Raw genomic sequence first — 16,966 nt, 5'->3', positions numbered from 1 at the left:
CGGGGCGGCATTGTCAGTCGTAACAAAGTTCAACGGTTGCCGAATTTCCGGCTGGCGCGGTGCCGCTCTTCTTCGCGAGCAGCGCGTCAAACTGGGCCCACGTCATAATCAGCGTCCCATCGGCGCAGCGGACGACGTCGATGCCGAAGCTCGCCTTGAACCACTCCGCCTGTTTAGAGTAGCGCTTTTTTCCGGTGACCCGTTCCAGGTCTGCCGCGTCCATCAAATGCTCGCTCATTTGATATCCCATGCATTGCGTGTCGTTTCGATGATTCGGGCTGCTGCGTTGGTCATGCTTCGAATGTGAATGGTTTGGGCCGCGTGCTCGCGGCGATGTATAGCGGGTGCTTCGGGCTGCCGTCCTTGTTCAGGCCGAGGTGCATCAAGCGATTGCGCCAGCCCACGATCCCGAAGATGTGCATGAGCTCTGCTGCGCGCGGTGCCGCGGCGGCGTGCGCACCCCATGCGCAAATGGCCGTGTGCGCGATTTCGATCGCATCCATGACCGCACCGTCGGCCGGGTTGCGAGGGCCAAGCGGATCAGGATGCGTCAGCAGCTCGTCCGGATTGGTCGCGCGCAGCGGGAACAGGTTGACGACGTCGAGGCGTCCGAAGTTGCCTGCTATGGCGCGCGACATGCAGCGCGTGATCGTAGGATCGTCCGTAAGGTGGTCGGCCGTCGACGGGTTCAGCATGAGGAAGGTGATCGTCGGACGCGTGCGGTCCCACTCGCGCCAGAGTCGGTACCGGTAGGTGCCGCAATCGCTCAGGATGCAGCCGCGCTCGCCAGCGAGGTCCTTGTCGGTCAGGTACTGCATTAGACGATCCTCCTGAATTCCAGGACCCACACCCACGGGTTCATGTCCCAGCCATAGCCGCGCGCGGCGTTGAGGTTGTCCCACAACAATCGATACTGGCGTTGCGGCCACTCGAGCCTCCGCGCAGTCTGTTCTGGTGTCTCGCCAATCGTGTTCTGGCTGTCGTCGGCAAACCTCCCGGCGAAGTCGCTCACGCCCTCTGCAAGGGCGTCCTCGTAACTGATGTCCTGCAAGCGCTCGACGCGCACGCCTGCAATTTCGAGCGTGATGCGCGACGCCCAGCGCGGCATGTGGATGGACGGAACAGCCGCGCCGGCCTGACCGCGGTATGCGTTCAACTCGATCCAGCGCTCGGCGGCTTCCCGCGTGTTGGCGATCGGCGCGAATGTGTCGTCTGCGAGATAGCGCACGCCGTCAAGTCCGTCGGGCAGTTCGTCTGCACGGCAGGTCTCGCGGACCCATAGCCGGTCGCCGGGCCGACCGTAGGGGCAGTTGCTAATGTGCCAGCCCTCTTTCGGCTCCGGAAATTTCAGCGGGCGCCGTGTCTGCGTCTTCCTGCCGTCGAGAATCGCGCGCACCATCGGGCCGCTGAAGAGGATCGGACGTTCGGTCATGCTACGATTCCTCTGCTTAATATCCCTAGGAGACTGCTATGAGCGATCCGATCGAACAAGTTGACCGCCGTTTCATGGATCAACTGCTGGCTCTTTCGAAAAAGCCCGGATCTCCGGTCGATTTCGACGTCACCGAATGGATGCTGACGCGAGGATTCGCACGGCCGCAAAATCTGCCGACTGATGCAGCGCTCGGCGGTCTCGTGATCACTCAGGCCGGTCTTGACTGGCTGAAAATCACGAAATACCCCGGCTAATTTCATCGGCGCACCTGGTATCACTCCAGTACAGATCAACTCGGTTTTTCTGTTTACGCTCATGCTACGATTTCCCGGCTTCTTGACAGCAAAAGGGGAATGCAATGCAAACGCCGGAGCAACATGCCGAGTTCAAGGCGGCCTATGACTCTTACGTTGATGCGCGCAGTCGCTACGAAAAAGAGCTGCTCGCCATCTTTAGAAGAGAAAAGGAGCTCAGCGAAGAAACGGTCCATCGCCTCGCCGCTGAAACCGTTGCCGCGCACAAGCGCTTCGGCAAGGCCGCCGCTCCGTTCACAGGAGGGCGCGAGATTCCAGGCTGACACGATCATCGCGCCTCCGGGAATTCGTCATGCGTGCGGCCGTCGAGATGTCGGCCGGCTTCCTTCTTACCGACTCGATACAGGTCCGGCTCATCGTCAATATGGCCGCCGTCGCTTGCCAGGTCTGATTCGCCGACCATCCATTCGCCGCCGAACCAGTCGGCTGTCTTGACAATGCCGGCGTGTCGTTCGACGTTCTCGCCAGGCGTCCATTCTCCCCATTGCTTGAACAGGAACGGCACGCCAGCGGCCGCACACTGATCACGCAACGACCGAGCCCACTCAGGATGCATCGGCCGTGCGCCGTGCCCGCTTTCGCCTCCGACGATCACCCAGTTGATGCCGCTCTGGATCATCCACGGCTGGCAGATCTTCGCGCCTGATCCCTGATCGAGGTCGGGACCCGGCATCGGCCGCTCGAGGTCGACGGGTCCGAGCAGCGGCTCCATCGACAGGAAGCGCACGCGTGCCGGCGTGATGAGCAACTTTGGAATGTCGCGATTGGCCTCTTCCTGATTGACGATCGTCGCGCCGAGCCAGACGTTCGACCATGGCCAGGGCGTGTTGATGCCACGCCCGGCGAGCTCGAGCGCGCGGGTGATCACCTGTCCGACATTGCCGATGCGCTTCGTGAGCAGCAGCCAGTCAAGGTGCGGCGTTTTCCAGATCAGGTCGAACAGGTCGGCGCGCCATGCATCCGGCACGGCGTTATCGAACACGTCCGCGAGCGATGCGCAGAACACGCGCTGGCGAGCTTCCTGAATGGTCGGCTCTCCGCAACGTGGGCAGACGCATGCCTGGTCAACGGGAGCATCGAAGCCAGCCGGGTTTTGGACAACCGCGCATTCGCGGCGCTCACCGCGCCAGCGGCACGCCATGCACTCGACGTAGGGCTGTGCGTTCCAGCGCAGCGGCTGTTTCCAGTTTGCTTCCGACGTACGGCGGCGCGGTGCGCCTTGTCCCCAGTTGGCGGCCATGCCACCGGAGAAGCGTGCATTGCGTGCCTCGGCGTAGCAGTGGTCACAGCCCGGGCCGACCTTCTGGCAGCCTTCCCACGGATTGAAGGTGTGATCCGTCCACTCGATTTTGCTGTTCTCGCTCATGCTAGGATTCCTCGAATATCGTCTGGGAGACCACCGTGCCAAATCGCGAATACATCCGAAACGGACACCTCATTCACATTGACGTTGATCTGGACGCGCAGCGCCGCTGGCGTTGGAGCTATACGATCGACGGAGGCGGGTACACCGAACTCCTCGAGCGAGGGCTCATAGGCGAAAACGCTGCGATGATGGAGGCCGAAAACGACGCCAACTTCAAGGTTGACCGAATGCCTGCCGGGGACGCGGTGGAGTAACGTCACGCGTCGCTCCTCGCGCCGGATGCTTCACTGGCGTCGACACGTTCCCGCATTGCGGCTAGTTCATCGCGCGCCACGGTCCACCAGTCGTTGCCATGCTTCAGAACAAGTTTGACGAACCAGTGCAGGACGGCGGCCTGCTCGTCTTCTGCCTTGGGCTCGATCTGAGCGCCGGCGGCGCGCATTAGGTACGCAACCGGCCCGCAGCGGAAGTTCGGCCAGCCGAGCGCTTCTCGAAGGTTATCGGTGAGCTCTTCAGGGAAGTCTCGGCGACTCTGACGCAGCGAGTTCAACTGCGCTACAGCCTGAGAATGAAATTTCGCTTGCTTTTCGTATGTGCGCTTCAGCGAAGCCTTATACGGCTGCGGCAGATTGGCCTTGTTGTTCTCGGCCAAATTGGCAAAGCGTTCGTGCTGTTCGCGATGCCAAAGAAAGAGCTGATCGAGCGTCACGATTCGCTCCGATGCTCTGCGGTCAGACGGTCGATGCGCTCGATTTCGGCGAGGATCAGGGCGCCGGCTTTGACGAGATCGCGTCGATATTCAAACGGTTTCCACCATTTTGCAGCCCATGGCCAATCCGGCGGCGGATCCCCGACATTCGGGTAAGCGTCTGTGAAGAGGGCATAGCAGCCACCTGCTGCAGCCATTTGGCCTCCCTTGTGGGAGTCGTCATGCCGCGCCGTCCACCCTTCGGACTCGACCTGACGCCGACGCTCAGCCAGCACATCACGCGCAGCATCCGTCAACGCCCCGCCATCGGCAGGCGCGGAATCGTTCTTGCCCTTCGTCTTGACGCTCGCGACGCCATTGGTTGGCACATCTGCGGGGCGCCAGATAAACCCGCAGTGGTGGCAAAGGTGCGAACGGTGCGGCGGGTTGCTCCACACGCGCATCTGACCTTGTTCAATGTCGTGCGGATCATCCGCCCACTCGGGGCCGTCGATGTGTTGCACACCGCACTTCGGGCAATGCAGAACCATATCGATAGGCTCGGCAGGCGCGGAGAGGTTGGGGGCGGCGGCGAGCATCGCGCGGTAGCATCCCCAAAAGCTCTTGTCTTTCGGCTCGCCGCGCTGGAACGCCAGAATCATTTCCGGTGTCGCTTCAACCGGAACCAACTTGATCGATTTGCGCACAACCGGCTGCTTATCGTTGCTCATGTCGTTGTCCTTGCAATAGTCGAAGCGGCTCGGCGGCGCGCATCCTGTGCCATTGCGAACACGTTCCACCAGGAGTGGGGCCAGTCTGTTGAATGCATGTGCACTAGCAGCTCGGTGTGAAACACCTTTGCTGAGAACAGAAACCAGTCACGCGCGCTCATGGCTGCTCATCGAGAAAAAACCGGGCGCATAACGCCGATGCTGCAAGCGTGGCAGCCGTCCCCATCGTGACTGTGCGGCGTTGTCGTACCGCAACGAGTGCAGCGATAAAGTTGGTACATCTTCGTTCCCCTTGGTGACTGATGAACCCTACGGGCTATAAGCCGGGCGCTGAACGAGCCGCCCGGCGAGCCCCGCGCCGGAGCGCGAGCTACGAAACTCGGTTACGTGGACGCGAACGGATCGCCGAAGAAGAACGGGTTGCCGGTCTTTTCCTTGATCGTCGAAATGACCGTGGTTGCCGCGGCTTCTAGCACCTTGTCGTGGCGGATCAACTCGTAATAGAACGTGAGCTTGCCGTCGCGCACGCGGTATCGCAGGCGCGCGTCGATCTGATAGGCGTCGCCATTCCAGAACACGGGGATACCGATCGCGAAACGCTCGAATATCTGCATCTTCTGGAGCGTTTGGTCGTCGTCGTCCTGGACGAACGACATGTTGACGCCACCGTTTTGTAGGCGGATCGCGCTCTTGAAGCGCATGTCCTGCGTCGCTTCGAACTGCAGCGCCATCTGGAGCATGTCGGAACCCGACGGCAGACTGCTGTCGGTGAGGCTCGCGATGTCCTTCAGGTTTTCCTCGAGGAATGCAGCAAACTCGGCCTGGTTGAACGGTTGCTTGTTGCGACCGATCCAGCGCCGCCATTCCTCGCTGAACTCGGGCGAGAAGAGCGCGCGGTGATCGCGCCAAGCAGGCTTGTCTGCATCCTCACCGTGGTCGTTGAGGATGCCTGTGAAGGCCACTTGCCCCTTCGTGTAGTCGGCCTGACACCAGATCGTGCAGTCGGTGAGCGAGCCGTGGCGCTTGAGGTAGTCGATGAAACTGTCGGCATCGCGCAGACGCACAGTCGCGAGTTTGCGCAGTGGCGCCGACAGCTTTTTCGAATCGTCCCGTTCCTCGAGGCTCCAGCCAGGCGGCAGGGCCACGCGCTTGATATGCGCGTTCGTATTCGACGCAATCTCTTGCGGTTGCTTCATCTCGCGTGCAAGGGTTTCGGCGAGGTTAATTTCGTGTTTGTTTTCCACGTGATGATCCTTGATGGGTGGGGGATTAGGCAGTCTTGAGTGACGACGGCGGGGTGTCTGAGGCGCGTGGAACCTGCTTCAGATCGAGTTTTTGCTGGCGCGGATCGTCCGCAACGAGGTTGCCTTCAACCGTTGCGAACAGCATCGCCTCCATCGGCTCGTCGGCGGGCTTTTTCAGCGTGGATTTGCCCGTGACGAGCATCGCGCCACCGCGGGTGGCCTTCTTGACGGTGACTTCGATCAAGAGTTTGCCGCTGCCGCCATTCGCGTCGATTGCGCGCACGAGCTCGCCGAGCTGCTCGCTCGCGTTATCGAGAAGGGTTCCGCCGGCGATTTGGCGAAGCGTGTCGGTTATTGGTCTTATTGACATTAGGACTCCTGTGCGCATGTTGCGCGGCTATGAAGAAAAAGGACCGGCCACCTAGGAAGCACGGCGGCCAGCCAACGGGGACTAATCGATGTCGTTCGCGGCTCTCCGGCGCGCATCTACTTCAACGGGGCGCAACCTGACCGGCGCCCGCCGTGCCGATGCTTGGGGAGCGGGTTTCTGATCTGCACACGGGGCTCTGTCGATCCGTGCCCGGCAGATCGCGACCGCCAAGGCAACAACACATGGCGAATTGAGTTTTGGGTTGCTGTTACGGCCCATGTCCTTCAACTGTTGCGCAAGCATCTCAGGAGGCACGTGAATGTCGCGAGCGGGGATGCGGACAGCGCGTCTCATTGCCGCACCTTTACGTCCGCGAGTAACGTTTTGATGGCACGTCGTGCCTGCTCGACCGTAAGCGCCTGCTGGACAGCGTTGAGCGCGTGGCCGAGCGCGTCCCGTTGGCCGGCGTGGTAGCCGCGATCGGGATCGAGAGAGGCGTCGCGCTTTTCAGGACGATGCTTGTTCACGATGCAGACCCCGAAACGGCAGTGCGAAAGAAGCCCGATTCGCCCCATTGCTCCACGGTCGCATACAACAGGATGACGGCCGCAAGGACGGTGGTCGTGACAATGACGTAACGAACGAACGCCAGCATCGTCATGCTCCAACGCGCAACGCGACGCATAGATACCAGCAAAATCCGATTGCGACGCCGTATGCGAGCGCCGTGGTGACAGCGCAGACGCGGCGGCGCGGGGACGGACAGGCCCGAAGCAGGGCGTTATCGCGCTGAATACGTAGGAAGGCGAATTTTGCGATCTGCATCCGGTTCCCTTCGGGATTGCAACGCCGGGTGGCGTCAGTGCGTTGGGATGGATATTACCCACGGGTAAATATCGAGTCAATACCCGTGGGTAAATTTGAGGATAAAATTTGTAACGCCGATCCGTCAATCATGCAGGGTGCTCGACGGGAGCCGGCCGGGATCTGCTCGCGAACTTCGAGAGGCTGAACATAAAGAGGAGGGCGGACGTTGCCCTTTACGAGGCTCGTGCCGGGATTGCTAGCTGCATCGGGGTAACGCATGCTTCCGGGCGCTTAAATTTTCCCGGTGGCGCATGTAGTTGGCGGTAGCCAGCCTATGACGACACGAGTATCAATTCGTCAATCTGTGAACGCTCGAGGGTACGATCGAATTTCGAATTAAATACTTTCTGATTTAAATGAAAATATAAGAAATTCTTATTGGCTATATACCTGTCAACTCTAGCAGGTTGACAATATTAAAGATAAAAAAGCGTTATTAAATTGACTGCATCTTCGTTGTTTGGTCGCGGCAAAATCAGTTGTGAATTGTGAACTTTTGTGCTGACGTGAAGCTGCCGCTGAGTGCTTGTCTTGTAAGGGGGGGCGGATCTGTTTCCCTTATGGTTACGCGATTGCCGCGTAAACGTTCGCTATCTTGCTTAACGCTTTTTTGAGCAAACTATTCGTACGAACAAAGAATGTGTCTCGGAATCCCTCTCGACATTGTTTCTTGTATCGATATTATTGAGTTGTGACCGAGAGCTGAATTGTGAGCCACTAGCTTTCTATTCAATATCCGTTGAGTGTGTTCGTACCCACGAAAATAAGCGCCCAAGGAATCCGGTTGAAATCTCCCCATTTCCGGGGCTAAGGTGCTGTGCATGCATACAGCATTCGTGAGACGAAAGTTAGGCAGGTGGAGAATGAAGGGGTCGGTGAAAACAACGGGGCGGCGCTGCGCGCCGGGGCAGCAGGCGAGGATCGTCTATTCGTCGAACGAGGCCTTGAAAGGCCGAGTTGTCCGAGTCGAACGCCTGCATTGTGATGGGCGCTGGGAGTGTGTTCTTGTTGGAGACCCCGTGCTGGGTTTGGCAGATGATGGTATTGGCTTGGTGCTCACACGCGATTGGCTGTTCCCGGACTCATATCTCGAGCCTCTAGTGGACGTGCAGCCCGACGGTTTAGCCGCCCTTGCCGAAACGCCGCTTCCCCGATGAGGCTTCATTGGGTTGTGCTATTGGCTGAACAAGAAGCTCAAGCATTTCTCTCAGCGGCTTGAAAGCGTGGGGTGGCAGACCTTTGCCATCCGCCTCAACGATCGCGTCAACAAGCTCGCGGGCGGCCGGGCTAAGTGCTGAGAGTGAGGCCAGTGCTTTCAGTGCCCATGTTGGGGGCAGCTCCAAAGTTGCCTCTCCACGTTCGCTGGGGATTGGACTAACTGAATCCATCCAGCCGCTTCCCCACCCGAACGCGGTTTCAATCACTTCGACCATATCCTCGGCTATACGCTTTCTGCCTTCCTTACCCGGGGGGTAGAGCATCCTCGCGACGTAAGACGGGCTTCGCTCAATTTTGTTGGCGAGCGCCGCCGTTGAGCCGCCTAGGTCGCGGTCTCTCACCTCGAGAAGGCGCAGGCGCCTATGTTCGTACTTATCCATACCTAGATTCAACCTCAACGTTACCAGCAGGTAAATTCCCTGCGGGTATTGACTTGAATTTACCTGCGGGTAAAATGCCCGCATGGACAAACTCCGACTCCTCCTGAACTCTATGGACGCTGACACTCAGCGATGCTTTGCCGAACGTTGCGGGACGACGATCGGCTACCTCAGGAAGGCGCTCAGCGCCGGTCAGAGGCTCGGCGAATCGCTTTGCATCAACATCGATCGCGAGAGTCGCGGAGCAGTGTGCTGCGAAGACCTACGGGACGATGTTGACTGGGCGCATCTGCGCGATACCCGTCCCCAGCACGTCCAACAGCAGGAGGTCGCGTGAAGCCGGTGCGCAGTCCGTTCGTAAAACCATCCTTGAGACGCTACCGAAACGCCGGTTCGAACTGGTCAGAAATTCTTGACCGGCGCGCGCGGGAACGAGCAGCGTGTCACGCGCGCGGGCTCCAGGTGCGGATACCAAGGCTCAATTCTGAGGAGGAGTTCCAGTTCGTTAATCCGAGCCGCGGATCGTGGTTGTTCCGGATGCTTCGACGGCTGTCCAATCTTCTAGCGATGCGGGGAAGCTGACGTATGGAAGTTCGTCCCACAAGGGCCAGCCAATCCTTTGTTGAAAGACTGCTTCGGCAACCGCTTCCGGGCTTGGGTAGCTTTCCTTGATTACTTTCGGCTGGAGAAGCATTTCGCCGTTGGACGCAAGCTGAGGCGCTTCATACACGAAAAGCCATCGCGGACTTGCCTCGACTATCCCGCGAATGCTCAAAAGTCCAAATGGCGAGCGATAGATATAGATGGTCATATTTTCAGCCATGGGAGTTCCAAAGGTGGATACGGTTTGTGTGAGAGCAACTGATTCGACGGCGCGAGCCGGAGCCCTCGCTCAACAGCAGGAGGTCGCGTGAAACCTGTCTCTCGAGAACCTGTCACCGTTCTCACGGTGTACCCCGTTAAAGCTTGGCGCGGTATTACGCAAACCGATGACCCAGACGAGTGGACGATCAGCTTCAACACGGGGCAGTCTGTACTTCGCCTGCGCATGCCAGTTGGAGTGGCAAGCGAACTTGCGCAGGCAATCACAGGCTATCTCCACAGTCGATCAGAGGGCTATCGGGTGCCGGTCCCAATCTCCGATGTCGTCGGAAATGCCGAGAACACTGGTGTCGAATCCGGGCGAGAAAGTGGTGCCCATGGCTAGGTCGTCGGCTGCTTGCGCCGGAGTGTGGTAGCTGCCCAGCGATTGGTCGTTAAAGACGGCATGCCAGCGTCCGTCGCGAGTCGGGATGATATGGAACGTGCCACGACGTGTAGCGAAAGAGTACCTCACGGTCATGCGTGCTCCCTTTGTGGAATTGGTTGATGGATCGATGCGCCGACAACTTTGGTCGGTAGACGGCACATCGAATGGAAGTGTGGCACGAAGGTGAGCACGCACCTTACGCACCTTTAAATAGTGTCAACGGGACTTTATGCCCGTTGACCCAAGTTGAAAACCACCGAATGGCGGCGCGATCTGGTGGGTAAATGGCAGCGAGGCGATTAGTCATGCTAAGGAAGGCAATCTGCAAAATGATCCGGGCATTTCCCGGTGGATGGCCGGCGATGGCTGGTGCGCTGGGCATGTCGCAGTCAGCGCTTGAAAACCGCGTGTACGAACGCAGCGGTCAGCGTTTGCACCTGGATACCGCGCTGCAGATGCAGACATTCTCCGGCACCACGCTGCTCGCCGAGGAGATCGCACGGCGGAGCGGCGGAATTTTTGTAAAGGTGCCCGACGTCCTGCCAGACGATCGGGATGCGCTCCTTGCGAAGTTCAACGCGCTCCACGCCGAGTTGGGCGACTTCTCGCGCGACTTTTCGCGTTTCGCGGCGCGCAACGAGATAGGCGGCCGGGAGTTCGCGGTGTTGGAGGCGGACGGGGAGCGAGCGATTCGCACCGTCGAGGAGTTGTTGATCCTGATTCGAAAGTTGTACTGCCGCGTGCCCGTGTCTGTGATCGGCGGCGCGCTTGAGGACGCGGAGGACGCAGTGTGAAGGTCGAAATGGGAAAGATACCACTCCGCATCGCGCTCGACGGCCCTGCGGTCGGGGACGTGTACCGGGCGAAGGGCGGGCGTGGGACAACGAAATTTTTCGTGATCGCGGCGCTCGCGGGGAACATGGCGCATGCGCTCGGTATTGATGCGGACGGCAACATAGTCAGCACGACGAGTTACGGCGTCGACGTGTTCGCGTGCCGTGACATCGTTGGCAGGGTGCCGGCGCTCGCGCAAATGACCTTGTCGCTTGAATGGGAGGCGCTGTGAACGTACCGGCGCGCCCGATCCTCCGTTACCACGGCGGCAAGTTCCGCCTCGCGCAATGGATCATCGAGCATTTCCCTCCACACAGGATCTATGTGGAGCCGTTCGGTGGTGCGGGCTCAGTGCTTCTATCCAAGCCGCGCAGCTATCAGGACGTGTACAACGATCTCGACGGCGAGGTGGTGAACCTCTTCCGGGTTACACGCGATCGCGGCGACGATGTTGTGCGCGCGCTGGAACTCACGCCGTTTTCGCGCGACGAGTTCACGCTGTCATATGAGCCGAGCGGCGACCCGATTGAGCGTGCACGGAGGTTGGTTGTGCGTTCGTTCATGGGTCACGGCAGTAATTCGCATAACCGCACGACCGGCTTTCGCCGCCACTCGCGCCAGTCGGGCACCTCACCGTGTAGGGACTGGCACAACTATCCTCCCGCGCTCGTCGAGATTATCGAGCGGCTGCAGGGGTGTGTGATTGAGAATCGCGACGCTTTTGGCCTGATTTGTGAACAGGATAGCCCGGAGACGTTGTTCTATCTCGATCCGCCATACGTCGCGTCAACGCGCGACAAAGGCACCGACTATCGGTTCGAGCTGACAGATGAGCAGCATCGCGAACTGGCCGAGCTGCTGCGCGGCGTGCGCGGCATGGTCGTGCTGTCGGGGTATCGAAGCGCGCTCTATGACGAACTTTACGCTTCGTGGCATCACGTGGACTGCGCCACGATGGCGGACGGAGCACGCGCACGTGTCGAAACGCTCTGGATCAATCCTGCTTGCTCCGCGGCTCTTTCCTGTGCTCGTGCGCAGCGACCTCTTGATCTGGAGGTCGCGTGAAGCGCGACATTCTCACCTTTCCGCTCGACCTCGGTAGCGAACTGATCGTCGGCAACGTTGCCGGTGGCGGGGGCGCGAGTACGGGGCTGGAGCGCACCTTCGGCCGTCCGGTCGATATTGCGATCAATCATGACGGCGACGGGCCGCGAGCTGCCGCTCGTGCGTCCATTTACGGGCTTTGTGAATAGCCGTCGAGCATAGGAACTGCAATGGCAAAAAACAGCATTGACGCATACGGCGCGCAGGGGAAGACGAACGTGCTGACGTTCGACCCGGACGACCTCGTGCTTGTGACGGATGAATCGCACCCGCTGTACGACTCGCGCGTGCATTTGCCGCTCGACGAGAGCATGGTGCGCAACATTGACTATCAGGGCGTAATCCAGGCCATTGAGGTCAGCAAGAACACCGAGACCGGCGATATCGAAGTGGTGACCGGCCGGCAGCGCGTGAAGAATGCGCGCGAGGCCAACCGGCGGCGGCGCGCGCGCGGCGAGCCTATCCGGCTCGTGCCGGCTGTTGTGCGGCGGCTGAAGCCTCATGAGCGTGCGAGTGTGCTTTCTGCAGCGATGGTGAGCGAGAACGCGATTCGGCAGCAGGAAACGCCCATTACGCGCGCGGAAAAGATGGCACGCCAGCAGGCCATGGGGCGAAGCGACGAGGATATCGCGATCCTTTTCGGCTGCAACGTCGCGACGGTGCGTGCGACGGTACAGCTGCTTGACTGCTGCTCGGCCGTTCAGAAGGCGGTCGAAGCAGGCCAGATCAGTGCCACGCACGCGAAGCAGCTCGTAAAGCTGACACCGGATGAACAGCGCGCGAAGGTCAAGGATCTGATCGAGGCGGGCGACGGCGTACAGGGTCACGAGCGGTCGCGGAAGCAGCGCGCCGTGCTGGCGGGCGAACCACCGACGCGCATGAAAACCCGGAAAAAGATCGAGACGGAGCTCGCCACGGCAACGGGCGAGCGCGCCGCGGCGTTGCGCTGGGTGCTCGGCATTGAAGAGTCGGCGGCGGCATTGCCGGGGCTGGCGGACGCGAAGGCTGCGATGCAGGCGTTTGACCAGGAGGTGGCGTGAGCGGAAAGCTTACGGGCATGGTATTCGACCGGTATCCGGAAGGCGGCGGCGAGCTAATTCTCGCGCTGAAGCTGGCGGACAACGCGCACGACGACGGCACACACATTTTCCCGAGCGTCGACACGATGGCGGAGAAGACGCGCCAGTCCCGGCGTGCCGTCCAATACCAGCTCAAGCGCATGCGTGAGGCGGGCTGGCTGATTCTCGTGCGTGCCGCTCGTGGCGGTCGGGAAAGCGCTGGACGACCCGCTGAATATCGCATCAATCCTGAGTGGATAAAGGGTGCAGATTTTGCATCCTTAAAGTTATCCACAGAAAACTCAGGAGAACTAGAAAAGGGTGCAGATTTTGCACCCAATAAAACCGAAAAGGGTGCAAACGGCGACAAGAAAGGGTGCAAACCAGCGCAGAAAAGGGTGCAAAACGAAGCAGAAAAGGGTGCAAAGCTTTTGCACCCGAACCATCAGTTAACCATCAAAGAACCATCAGCAGCAGCAACCGCGCATGAGCGCGAGGCTGTGGACAACGTTGGCGATGACCCACCGCCGCAATCGCTGCTGCTGCCTGAAAGCAAAAAAACCGAAACACCATCGGCAGGCGAGAACGCGTCGGGACTCGATGCGCCCGTCGACGATCCGCCTGACGGCGCCGATGAGCGCGCAATGGTTGCGCTGCTGCAGGACCTCGAGCGCGATCGCGGCAAGGCGTTTGCGCTGGCGAAGAACGACCGCGTGCAGGTGCTGACGTGGGTCGGACGCGGCGTGACGCTCGAGCAGCTGCGCGAAGCGCATCGGCGCGCGGTGGCGGCGCGCGAGCGCGATAGCGACGACCGGCCGGTCAACGCGGGCTTCGTTGCCCGTTTCGTCGAGGAGGTGCTGGCGACACCGGCGGCGCGCGACAGCCCGTCTGGGTCGTGGTGGGAAAGCGATTCCGGTATTGAAGCCAAGGCGGAAACCGTTGGCATCAGCCGGCAAAAGGACGAATCGACGCCTCACCTGCTGGTTCGCGTGGCTAAGGCGGCGCGCGACAAGGCGGCGATCGAGTTTGCGCTGAAGGCAGCTGAGCGCGTCAATCCGGAGTGGTATCACCAGGTGCGCGCGTTTTTCGGCGATGCACTTCTTCCCGTGGACGACTACCCATCGTGAGCAATCCAACCGAAAACGCATTTTGGCTGGTGTGGTCGCCGACTGGCGCGAGGCCCCCGAAACACCGGCACCTTAGCGAGCGATCCGCCATCCAGGAAGCCGAGCGCCTCGCGCGCGAACATCCGGGCGAACTGTTCGTCGTGCTCGAGGCGATCGCATCGCGCCGTGTGGACGCGATGGTGCGCACGACGTTCATCAATGGCTCTGCCGGGATTCCGTTCTGACGAAGCGAAACGCACTTCGCTACCGGCTCAAGCGGTATTTGACGAAGCACAACATCGATATCAGGGAGGTGTAGATGGCAAAGCAGAAGAAGCCGACGGTCACGCTTAACGGCGTGCTGGCGGTCATGCGCAAGGGCAGCGAATACACGGCCGAGCAACTGGGGCGGTTGCTGGATGCTCCGTTGTCGAGCGTGCGCAGGGTGCTGGGGAGCGACCAAGCGCTTACGCGGGTTGACAAGCGCGCCACGGAGCGCGGTCAAGTTTATTCGCTCGCGGGCACAGCTAGAGGATTCGCGCGCCACCAGGACTTGCGCGTGCGCCCGGATCTCACCTCGACGCTTACAGGCTACACGGCGACGTTCGAAAGTCAGCGGGCGCTCGCGGAACTGACGCGCAGGTAGCGCCATGAAGCGTTCAGCGCCGCTCCAGCGCCACACGCCGCTCGCTCGGACTGGCTTCAAGCGAAAGGAGCCAAAGCCGTTCGCGCTGACGCCGCGCAAGCAGTGGCTGCGTAACAGCGAAATCCGGCGGCGCGTGAAGCGGCCGACTGTCGCGGATGGTTCGAAGTATCTGGCGGCGTGCCGCGGTGAAGAGTGCTATCTGCTCGTGCCGGGTGTGTGCTGTTCGGTGGGCTGGGCGCACGAATCGGTTGTCGACTGCCACAGCAACCAGTCGAAGCACGGGAAGGGCGGCGCGCTGAAGGCGAAACACGAATTCACGGTACCGGGCTGCGGACCATGTCACTACTGGCTGGATTTCGGATCGGCGCCGCGTGAATTGAAGGTCACGACATTCGACACTGCGTACGCGCGCTGGGAGCCGGTACGCGCGCGAAAGATGGGACTAACCCAACCTGTATCGGAGGCCGCTTGAGATTGCTAGTGCGCATGCCTCTCGACTTCGAGATCGTTGGTGCGACGCGAGAGGCCTATGAAACGTTCGAATGCATAGTCGCGCGCGTACGGCTGCCGGTGCAGGGAACAGGGAAGGCCGCGTACATCTTCGTCGATGTGGATCTACCGGAGAAGTACCGCGAGCTGGCGGCGCGTCGGCTGCGCAATCCGGACGGCACATACAGCGTCGAGGCGAAGCTGGAGGACAACCGGAAATCATTGGCGCCGTTCCTCGCGAGCGGCGATCTGGAATGGAACGTGAGGGAAAGGGCATGAACGTGGAAGAGCTGTGCGGCGCCGAGCTCGACTATGAAGTCGCGCTTGCCGAAGGTTTCGAAGCACAGCTCTGCCGTATGTACGGCTGGTCGTATTGCCGCATTGACGTGCCGCACCATGGCTACAGCGTATACGAGCCGACGCACAACTGGCAGCTCGCCGGCCGAATCTATGACCGTCAACATTACACGCTGTATCCGCGTCTTGATCGGCGAGCGGGCGGCGCGCCTCCGGTGTGGGTCTGGCTCGCAGAAGCGCAGAACAACCCGCACTGGCGCGGTCAGTTCGTCGCCGAATCACCGCTGGTTGCGATTTGTCGTCTACGGGTGGCAGAGGCGGCAGCAGAGCGAACGCAACACCAGACGACAGCGCGACGGTGAGTATTTACGGGATGTGGTGTATTGCAATGGCAGGAAACGACAAATGACAGAAACGACAGAGAAGCTGTTCCACACGACAGAGGCCGCGCTCAAATTCGCTTTCAGCTATTCGATGCAGCAACAGGACCGTCCCCTCGTAAATCGCATGGCCTCGCCAGCATTGCGAACAGGAAAAGGTCTCGCTGGCAACGACGGTGCGGGGCAGGCGGGTATGCTGCGTCGCGAGTTGCAGCAGCTATCCGAACTCGATCGGGCTGTGCTGATCGCGCGCTTTGCTCCTCGATCCATTCCATGCCAATGTCGGCATTCGTGTTGCTCAGGTTACAAAATCAATCCTGAATGGGATGACGCCTTGCGAGTGCTCGAGCAGGCAGCGCTGACGCAACTCGCTGGGCATCTTTCAAACTATGTGCTTCGCAGGCGACTCGTCGAAAAATCGATCGGCGTGAAGGTCGAATTAAAGGCGCTCGCATGCGCCTGTGGAGTCTCGGAAAATACCGCTTCGGCGCACTGGAAGATCATCAAGGAATGGATGTATGGAAAGCCAAAGCCCAAAAAACTGAAGGATGGAAAGCGCGTGCGCGTGCCTGCTGGTGATGGGACCGCTGATGTTGTTCCCCACAATGCGGCGGATGGTGGCGAGCCCACGACATCCTCGGACGGGCTTGAATCGTCGGCGCGCAAGCGTGCCGACGAACTGCTTTCCTCGCTGAGTTTCATCGGGCAATGAGGAATTTCTTGAACATTGAGGTTTTCGACCGTAAAATAGGCCTTAATCTGACACTGTGAATAAGTGTGTCTAAGGCCCCGCCGGCTTGCCGAGCGGGGCTTTTTGCGTTTACGCGCCGTCTCATTTCAGGATCGATCGCCATGAAAGTCACCGTTACCGTCGCAACCGCTGCTGCCGCACTGCCTGCTGGGCTAGTCTTCGGCGGCATCAAAGTATCGCTCACCGACAGCAAGAGCAACCCTGTTGTCGATTCGACCGGCGCACCCGTCGCAGCGCAGACGCTCACCGCCGCTCCCTATGTGGCTGAGTTCAACAACGTGCCGGACGGCGCGTACTCGGCGACGGCGGCTGCTATCGACACGACTGGTGGTGACATCGGCAATGCCATCACGCAGGCATTCACGGTGAATTCGGCAGCGCCTGCGACGTACGATTCGCCGCAGGGCATCACCATCACGGCAAACTGAAGCGAGTTCGC

General features: G+C 60.2%; 28 protein-coding genes. 16 read left to right on the top strand and 12 right to left on the bottom strand.

Features of this window, described 5'->3' with window-relative positions; all coding sequences use genetic code 11:
• Window positions 1-13: 13 nt before the first annotated feature.
• Genes FAZ95_RS14010 through FAZ95_RS14000 form a run of 3 tightly spaced genes read right to left on the bottom strand, consistent with a single transcriptional unit; the run spans window position 14 to window position 1,432 of the window.
• Window positions 14-238 carry a DUF4224 domain-containing protein gene (locus FAZ95_RS14010; protein WP_137333016.1) on the bottom strand — a complete coding sequence of 75 codons (225 nt, stop codon included), beginning with the start codon at window positions 236-238 and terminating at the stop codon, window positions 14-16.
• 52 nt (window positions 239-290) lie between these two features.
• Window positions 291-818 carry a DUF1643 domain-containing protein gene (locus FAZ95_RS14005; RefSeq protein WP_137333015.1) on the bottom strand — a complete coding sequence of 176 codons (528 nt, stop codon included), beginning with the start codon at window positions 816-818 and terminating at the stop codon, window positions 291-293.
• Window positions 818-1,432 (bottom strand): hypothetical protein, encoded by a 615-nt coding sequence (locus FAZ95_RS14000; protein WP_137333014.1) that lies wholly within the window; start codon window positions 1,430-1,432, stop codon window positions 818-820. Before FAZ95_RS14000 ends, FAZ95_RS14005 begins: the two co-directional genes overlap by 1 nt.
• Before the next feature lie 38 nt (window positions 1,433-1,470).
• On the opposite strand from FAZ95_RS14000, the gene FAZ95_RS13995 reads away from it, so the two are divergent.
• Together FAZ95_RS13995 and FAZ95_RS13990 are read left to right on the top strand one after the other, a co-directional pair.
• Window positions 1,471-1,689 carry a hypothetical protein gene (locus tag FAZ95_RS13995; protein ID WP_137333013.1) on the top strand — a complete coding sequence of 73 codons (219 nt, stop codon included), beginning with the start codon at window positions 1,471-1,473 and terminating at the stop codon, window positions 1,687-1,689.
• Window positions 1,690-1,793: 104 nt separating this feature from the next.
• Window positions 1,794-2,012: a hypothetical protein gene (locus FAZ95_RS13990; protein ID WP_137333012.1), complete on the top strand. Its 219-nt coding sequence runs from the start codon at window positions 1,794-1,796 to the stop codon at window positions 2,010-2,012.
• Window positions 2,013-2,017: 5 nt separating this feature from the next.
• Here FAZ95_RS13990 and FAZ95_RS13985 read toward each other — a convergent pair whose 3' ends face one another.
• On the bottom strand, window positions 2,018-3,115 hold the full coding sequence (locus tag FAZ95_RS13985; protein WP_137333011.1) for a phage Gp37/Gp68 family protein: 1,098 nt from the start codon (window positions 3,113-3,115) through the stop codon (window positions 2,018-2,020).
• A gap of 35 nt (window positions 3,116-3,150) precedes the next feature.
• Here FAZ95_RS13985 and FAZ95_RS13980 point away from each other — a divergent pair, with 35 nt between their 5' ends.
• The gene (locus FAZ95_RS13980; RefSeq protein WP_137333010.1) at window positions 3,151-3,369 is read left to right on the top strand and encodes a hypothetical protein; all 219 of its coding nucleotides are present in this window, start codon (window positions 3,151-3,153) and stop codon (window positions 3,367-3,369) included.
• A 2-nt stretch (window positions 3,370-3,371) separates the two neighbouring features.
• Here FAZ95_RS13980 and FAZ95_RS13975 read toward each other — a convergent pair whose 3' ends face one another.
• From FAZ95_RS13975 to FAZ95_RS13940, 8 genes are all read right to left on the bottom strand, one after another.
• Window positions 3,372-3,824, bottom strand: coding sequence for a hypothetical protein (locus FAZ95_RS13975; RefSeq protein WP_137333009.1), 453 nt, complete (start codon window positions 3,822-3,824; stop codon window positions 3,372-3,374).
• A complete protein-coding gene (locus FAZ95_RS13970) occupies window positions 3,821-4,534 on the bottom strand; it encodes a hypothetical protein (RefSeq protein WP_137333008.1) in 714 nt (237 codons plus the stop codon). The genes FAZ95_RS13975 and FAZ95_RS13970 overlap by 4 nt, the downstream gene beginning before the upstream one ends.
• A 383-nt stretch (window positions 4,535-4,917) precedes the next feature.
• Window positions 4,918-5,778, bottom strand: coding sequence for a DUF2303 family protein (locus FAZ95_RS13965; RefSeq protein ID WP_254699701.1), 861 nt, complete (start codon window positions 5,776-5,778; stop codon window positions 4,918-4,920).
• A gap of 25 nt (window positions 5,779-5,803) precedes the next feature.
• The gene (locus FAZ95_RS13960) at window positions 5,804-6,148 is read right to left on the bottom strand and encodes a YfdP family phage-associated protein (protein WP_137333007.1); all 345 of its coding nucleotides are present in this window, start codon (window positions 6,146-6,148) and stop codon (window positions 5,804-5,806) included.
• 350 nt (window positions 6,149-6,498) lie between these two features.
• Entirely contained in the window at window positions 6,499-6,675 is a 177-nt protein-coding gene (locus FAZ95_RS39325) for a hypothetical protein (protein ID WP_175425604.1), read from the bottom strand.
• Window positions 6,672-6,803: a hypothetical protein gene (locus FAZ95_RS40510; protein WP_302674734.1), complete on the bottom strand. Its 132-nt coding sequence runs from the start codon at window positions 6,801-6,803 to the stop codon at window positions 6,672-6,674. The genes FAZ95_RS39325 and FAZ95_RS40510 overlap by 4 nt, the downstream gene beginning before the upstream one ends.
• Window positions 6,804-8,136: 1,333 nt before the next feature.
• Window positions 8,137-8,697, bottom strand: coding sequence for a hypothetical protein (locus tag FAZ95_RS13950; RefSeq protein WP_137333005.1), 561 nt, complete (start codon window positions 8,695-8,697; stop codon window positions 8,137-8,139).
• Window positions 8,698-9,118: 421 nt separating this feature from the next.
• Window positions 9,119-9,436, bottom strand: coding sequence for a hypothetical protein (locus tag FAZ95_RS13940; protein ID WP_137333003.1), 318 nt, complete (start codon window positions 9,434-9,436; stop codon window positions 9,119-9,121).
• Window positions 9,437-10,167: 731 nt separating this feature from the next.
• Between FAZ95_RS13940 and FAZ95_RS13930 the strand changes: the two genes are divergently transcribed.
• The 13 genes from FAZ95_RS13930 to FAZ95_RS13875 all read left to right on the top strand — a co-directional run bounded on the left by FAZ95_RS13930 (window position 10,168) and on the right by FAZ95_RS13875 (window position 16,955).
• Window positions 10,168-10,656 (top strand): YmfL family putative regulatory protein, encoded by a 489-nt coding sequence (locus tag FAZ95_RS13930; protein WP_254699699.1) that lies wholly within the window; start codon window positions 10,168-10,170, stop codon window positions 10,654-10,656.
• Window positions 10,657-10,664: 8 nt separating this feature from the next.
• On the top strand, window positions 10,665-10,928 hold the full coding sequence (locus FAZ95_RS13925; RefSeq protein ID WP_217497401.1) for a hypothetical protein: 264 nt from the start codon (window positions 10,665-10,667) through the stop codon (window positions 10,926-10,928).
• On the top strand, window positions 10,925-11,761 hold the full coding sequence (locus FAZ95_RS13920; protein WP_217497400.1) for a DNA adenine methylase: 837 nt from the start codon (window positions 10,925-10,927) through the stop codon (window positions 11,759-11,761). Before FAZ95_RS13925 ends, FAZ95_RS13920 begins: the two co-directional genes overlap by 4 nt.
• A complete protein-coding gene (locus FAZ95_RS13915) occupies window positions 11,758-11,949 on the top strand; it encodes a hypothetical protein (protein ID WP_137332998.1) in 192 nt (63 codons plus the stop codon). Before FAZ95_RS13920 ends, FAZ95_RS13915 begins: the two co-directional genes overlap by 4 nt.
• 21 nt (window positions 11,950-11,970) lie before the next feature.
• The gene (locus FAZ95_RS13910) at window positions 11,971-12,840 is read left to right on the top strand and encodes a ParB/RepB/Spo0J family partition protein (protein WP_137332997.1); all 870 of its coding nucleotides are present in this window, start codon (window positions 11,971-11,973) and stop codon (window positions 12,838-12,840) included.
• The gene (locus FAZ95_RS13905) at window positions 12,837-13,985 is read left to right on the top strand and encodes a helix-turn-helix domain-containing protein (protein ID WP_137332996.1); all 1,149 of its coding nucleotides are present in this window, start codon (window positions 12,837-12,839) and stop codon (window positions 13,983-13,985) included. The genes FAZ95_RS13910 and FAZ95_RS13905 overlap by 4 nt, the downstream gene beginning before the upstream one ends.
• Window positions 13,982-14,209, top strand: a complete 228-nt coding sequence (locus FAZ95_RS13900) for a hypothetical protein (RefSeq protein WP_137332995.1) — start codon at window positions 13,982-13,984, stop codon at window positions 14,207-14,209. Before FAZ95_RS13905 ends, FAZ95_RS13900 begins: the two co-directional genes overlap by 4 nt.
• Before the next feature lie 74 nt (window positions 14,210-14,283).
• Complete coding sequence (locus tag FAZ95_RS13895) at window positions 14,284-14,610, top strand: hypothetical protein (RefSeq protein ID WP_175425603.1); 327 nt, start codon at window positions 14,284-14,286, stop codon at window positions 14,608-14,610.
• 4 nt (window positions 14,611-14,614) lie between these two features.
• Window positions 14,615-15,082: a DUF1364 family protein gene (locus FAZ95_RS13890; protein WP_137332994.1), complete on the top strand. Its 468-nt coding sequence runs from the start codon at window positions 14,615-14,617 to the stop codon at window positions 15,080-15,082.
• 14 nt (window positions 15,083-15,096) lie between these two features.
• Window positions 15,097-15,378 carry a hypothetical protein gene (locus tag FAZ95_RS39320; protein ID WP_175425602.1) on the top strand — a complete coding sequence of 94 codons (282 nt, stop codon included), beginning with the start codon at window positions 15,097-15,099 and terminating at the stop codon, window positions 15,376-15,378.
• A complete protein-coding gene (locus FAZ95_RS39315) occupies window positions 15,375-15,758 on the top strand; it encodes a phage protein NinX family protein (RefSeq protein ID WP_175425601.1) in 384 nt (127 codons plus the stop codon). Before FAZ95_RS39320 ends, FAZ95_RS39315 begins: the two co-directional genes overlap by 4 nt.
• Window positions 15,759-15,801: 43 nt before the next feature.
• Window positions 15,802-16,488 (top strand): DNA-binding protein, encoded by a 687-nt coding sequence (locus tag FAZ95_RS13880; protein ID WP_137332992.1) that lies wholly within the window; start codon window positions 15,802-15,804, stop codon window positions 16,486-16,488.
• Between the two features lie 140 nt (window positions 16,489-16,628).
• Window positions 16,629-16,955 (top strand): hypothetical protein, encoded by a 327-nt coding sequence (locus tag FAZ95_RS13875; RefSeq protein ID WP_137332991.1) that lies wholly within the window; start codon window positions 16,629-16,631, stop codon window positions 16,953-16,955.
• The last annotated feature ends 11 nt before the right edge of the window (window positions 16,956-16,966 follow it).

It is taken from the genome of Trinickia violacea, assembly GCF_005280735.1.
Lineage (GTDB): Bacteria > Pseudomonadota > Gammaproteobacteria > Burkholderiales > Burkholderiaceae > Trinickia_A > Trinickia_A violacea.
The sequence above is the reverse complement of the archived record's forward strand: the minus strand, read 5'-3'. Positions and strand labels throughout refer to the sequence as shown.

Coding starts and splice junctions, on each gene's coding strand:
- FAZ95_RS13895 (WP_175425603.1), top strand. CDS start 14,284: ATGGCAAAGCAGAAGAAGCCGACGGTCACGCTTAACGGCGTGCTGGCG.
- FAZ95_RS14005 (WP_137333015.1), bottom strand. CDS start 818: ATGCAGTACCTGACCGACAAGGACCTCGCTGGCGAGCGCGGCTGCATC.
- FAZ95_RS13995 (WP_137333013.1), top strand. CDS start 1,471: ATGAGCGATCCGATCGAACAAGTTGACCGCCGTTTCATGGATCAACTG.
- FAZ95_RS13960 (WP_137333007.1), bottom strand. CDS start 6,148: ATGTCAATAAGACCAATAACCGACACGCTTCGCCAAATCGCCGGCGGA.
- FAZ95_RS39315 (WP_175425601.1), top strand. CDS start 15,375: ATGAACGTGGAAGAGCTGTGCGGCGCCGAGCTCGACTATGAAGTCGCG.
- FAZ95_RS13990 (WP_137333012.1), top strand. CDS start 1,794: ATGCAAACGCCGGAGCAACATGCCGAGTTCAAGGCGGCCTATGACTCT.
- FAZ95_RS13875 (WP_137332991.1), top strand. CDS start 16,629: ATGAAAGTCACCGTTACCGTCGCAACCGCTGCTGCCGCACTGCCTGCT.
- FAZ95_RS40510 (WP_302674734.1), bottom strand. CDS start 6,803: ATGCTGGCGTTCGTTCGTTACGTCATTGTCACGACCACCGTCCTTGCG.
- FAZ95_RS13930 (WP_254699699.1), top strand. CDS start 10,168: ATGCTAAGGAAGGCAATCTGCAAAATGATCCGGGCATTTCCCGGTGGA.
- FAZ95_RS13925 (WP_217497401.1), top strand. CDS start 10,665: ATGGGAAAGATACCACTCCGCATCGCGCTCGACGGCCCTGCGGTCGGG.
- FAZ95_RS13910 (WP_137332997.1), top strand. CDS start 11,971: ATGGCAAAAAACAGCATTGACGCATACGGCGCGCAGGGGAAGACGAAC.
- FAZ95_RS13950 (WP_137333005.1), bottom strand. CDS start 8,697: ATGCGGGCATTTTACCCGCAGGTAAATTCAAGTCAATACCCGCAGGGA.
- FAZ95_RS13890 (WP_137332994.1), top strand. CDS start 14,615: ATGAAGCGTTCAGCGCCGCTCCAGCGCCACACGCCGCTCGCTCGGACT.
- FAZ95_RS13880 (WP_137332992.1), top strand. CDS start 15,802: ATGACAGAAACGACAGAGAAGCTGTTCCACACGACAGAGGCCGCGCTC.
- FAZ95_RS13985 (WP_137333011.1), bottom strand. CDS start 3,115: ATGAGCGAGAACAGCAAAATCGAGTGGACGGATCACACCTTCAATCCG.
- FAZ95_RS13970 (WP_137333008.1), bottom strand. CDS start 4,534: ATGAGCAACGATAAGCAGCCGGTTGTGCGCAAATCGATCAAGTTGGTT.
- FAZ95_RS13940 (WP_137333003.1), bottom strand. CDS start 9,436: ATGGCTGAAAATATGACCATCTATATCTATCGCTCGCCATTTGGACTT.
- FAZ95_RS39320 (WP_175425602.1), top strand. CDS start 15,097: ATGCCTCTCGACTTCGAGATCGTTGGTGCGACGCGAGAGGCCTATGAA.
- FAZ95_RS14010 (WP_137333016.1), bottom strand. CDS start 238: ATGAGCGAGCATTTGATGGACGCGGCAGACCTGGAACGGGTCACCGGA.
- FAZ95_RS14000 (WP_137333014.1), bottom strand. CDS start 1,432: ATGACCGAACGTCCGATCCTCTTCAGCGGCCCGATGGTGCGCGCGATT.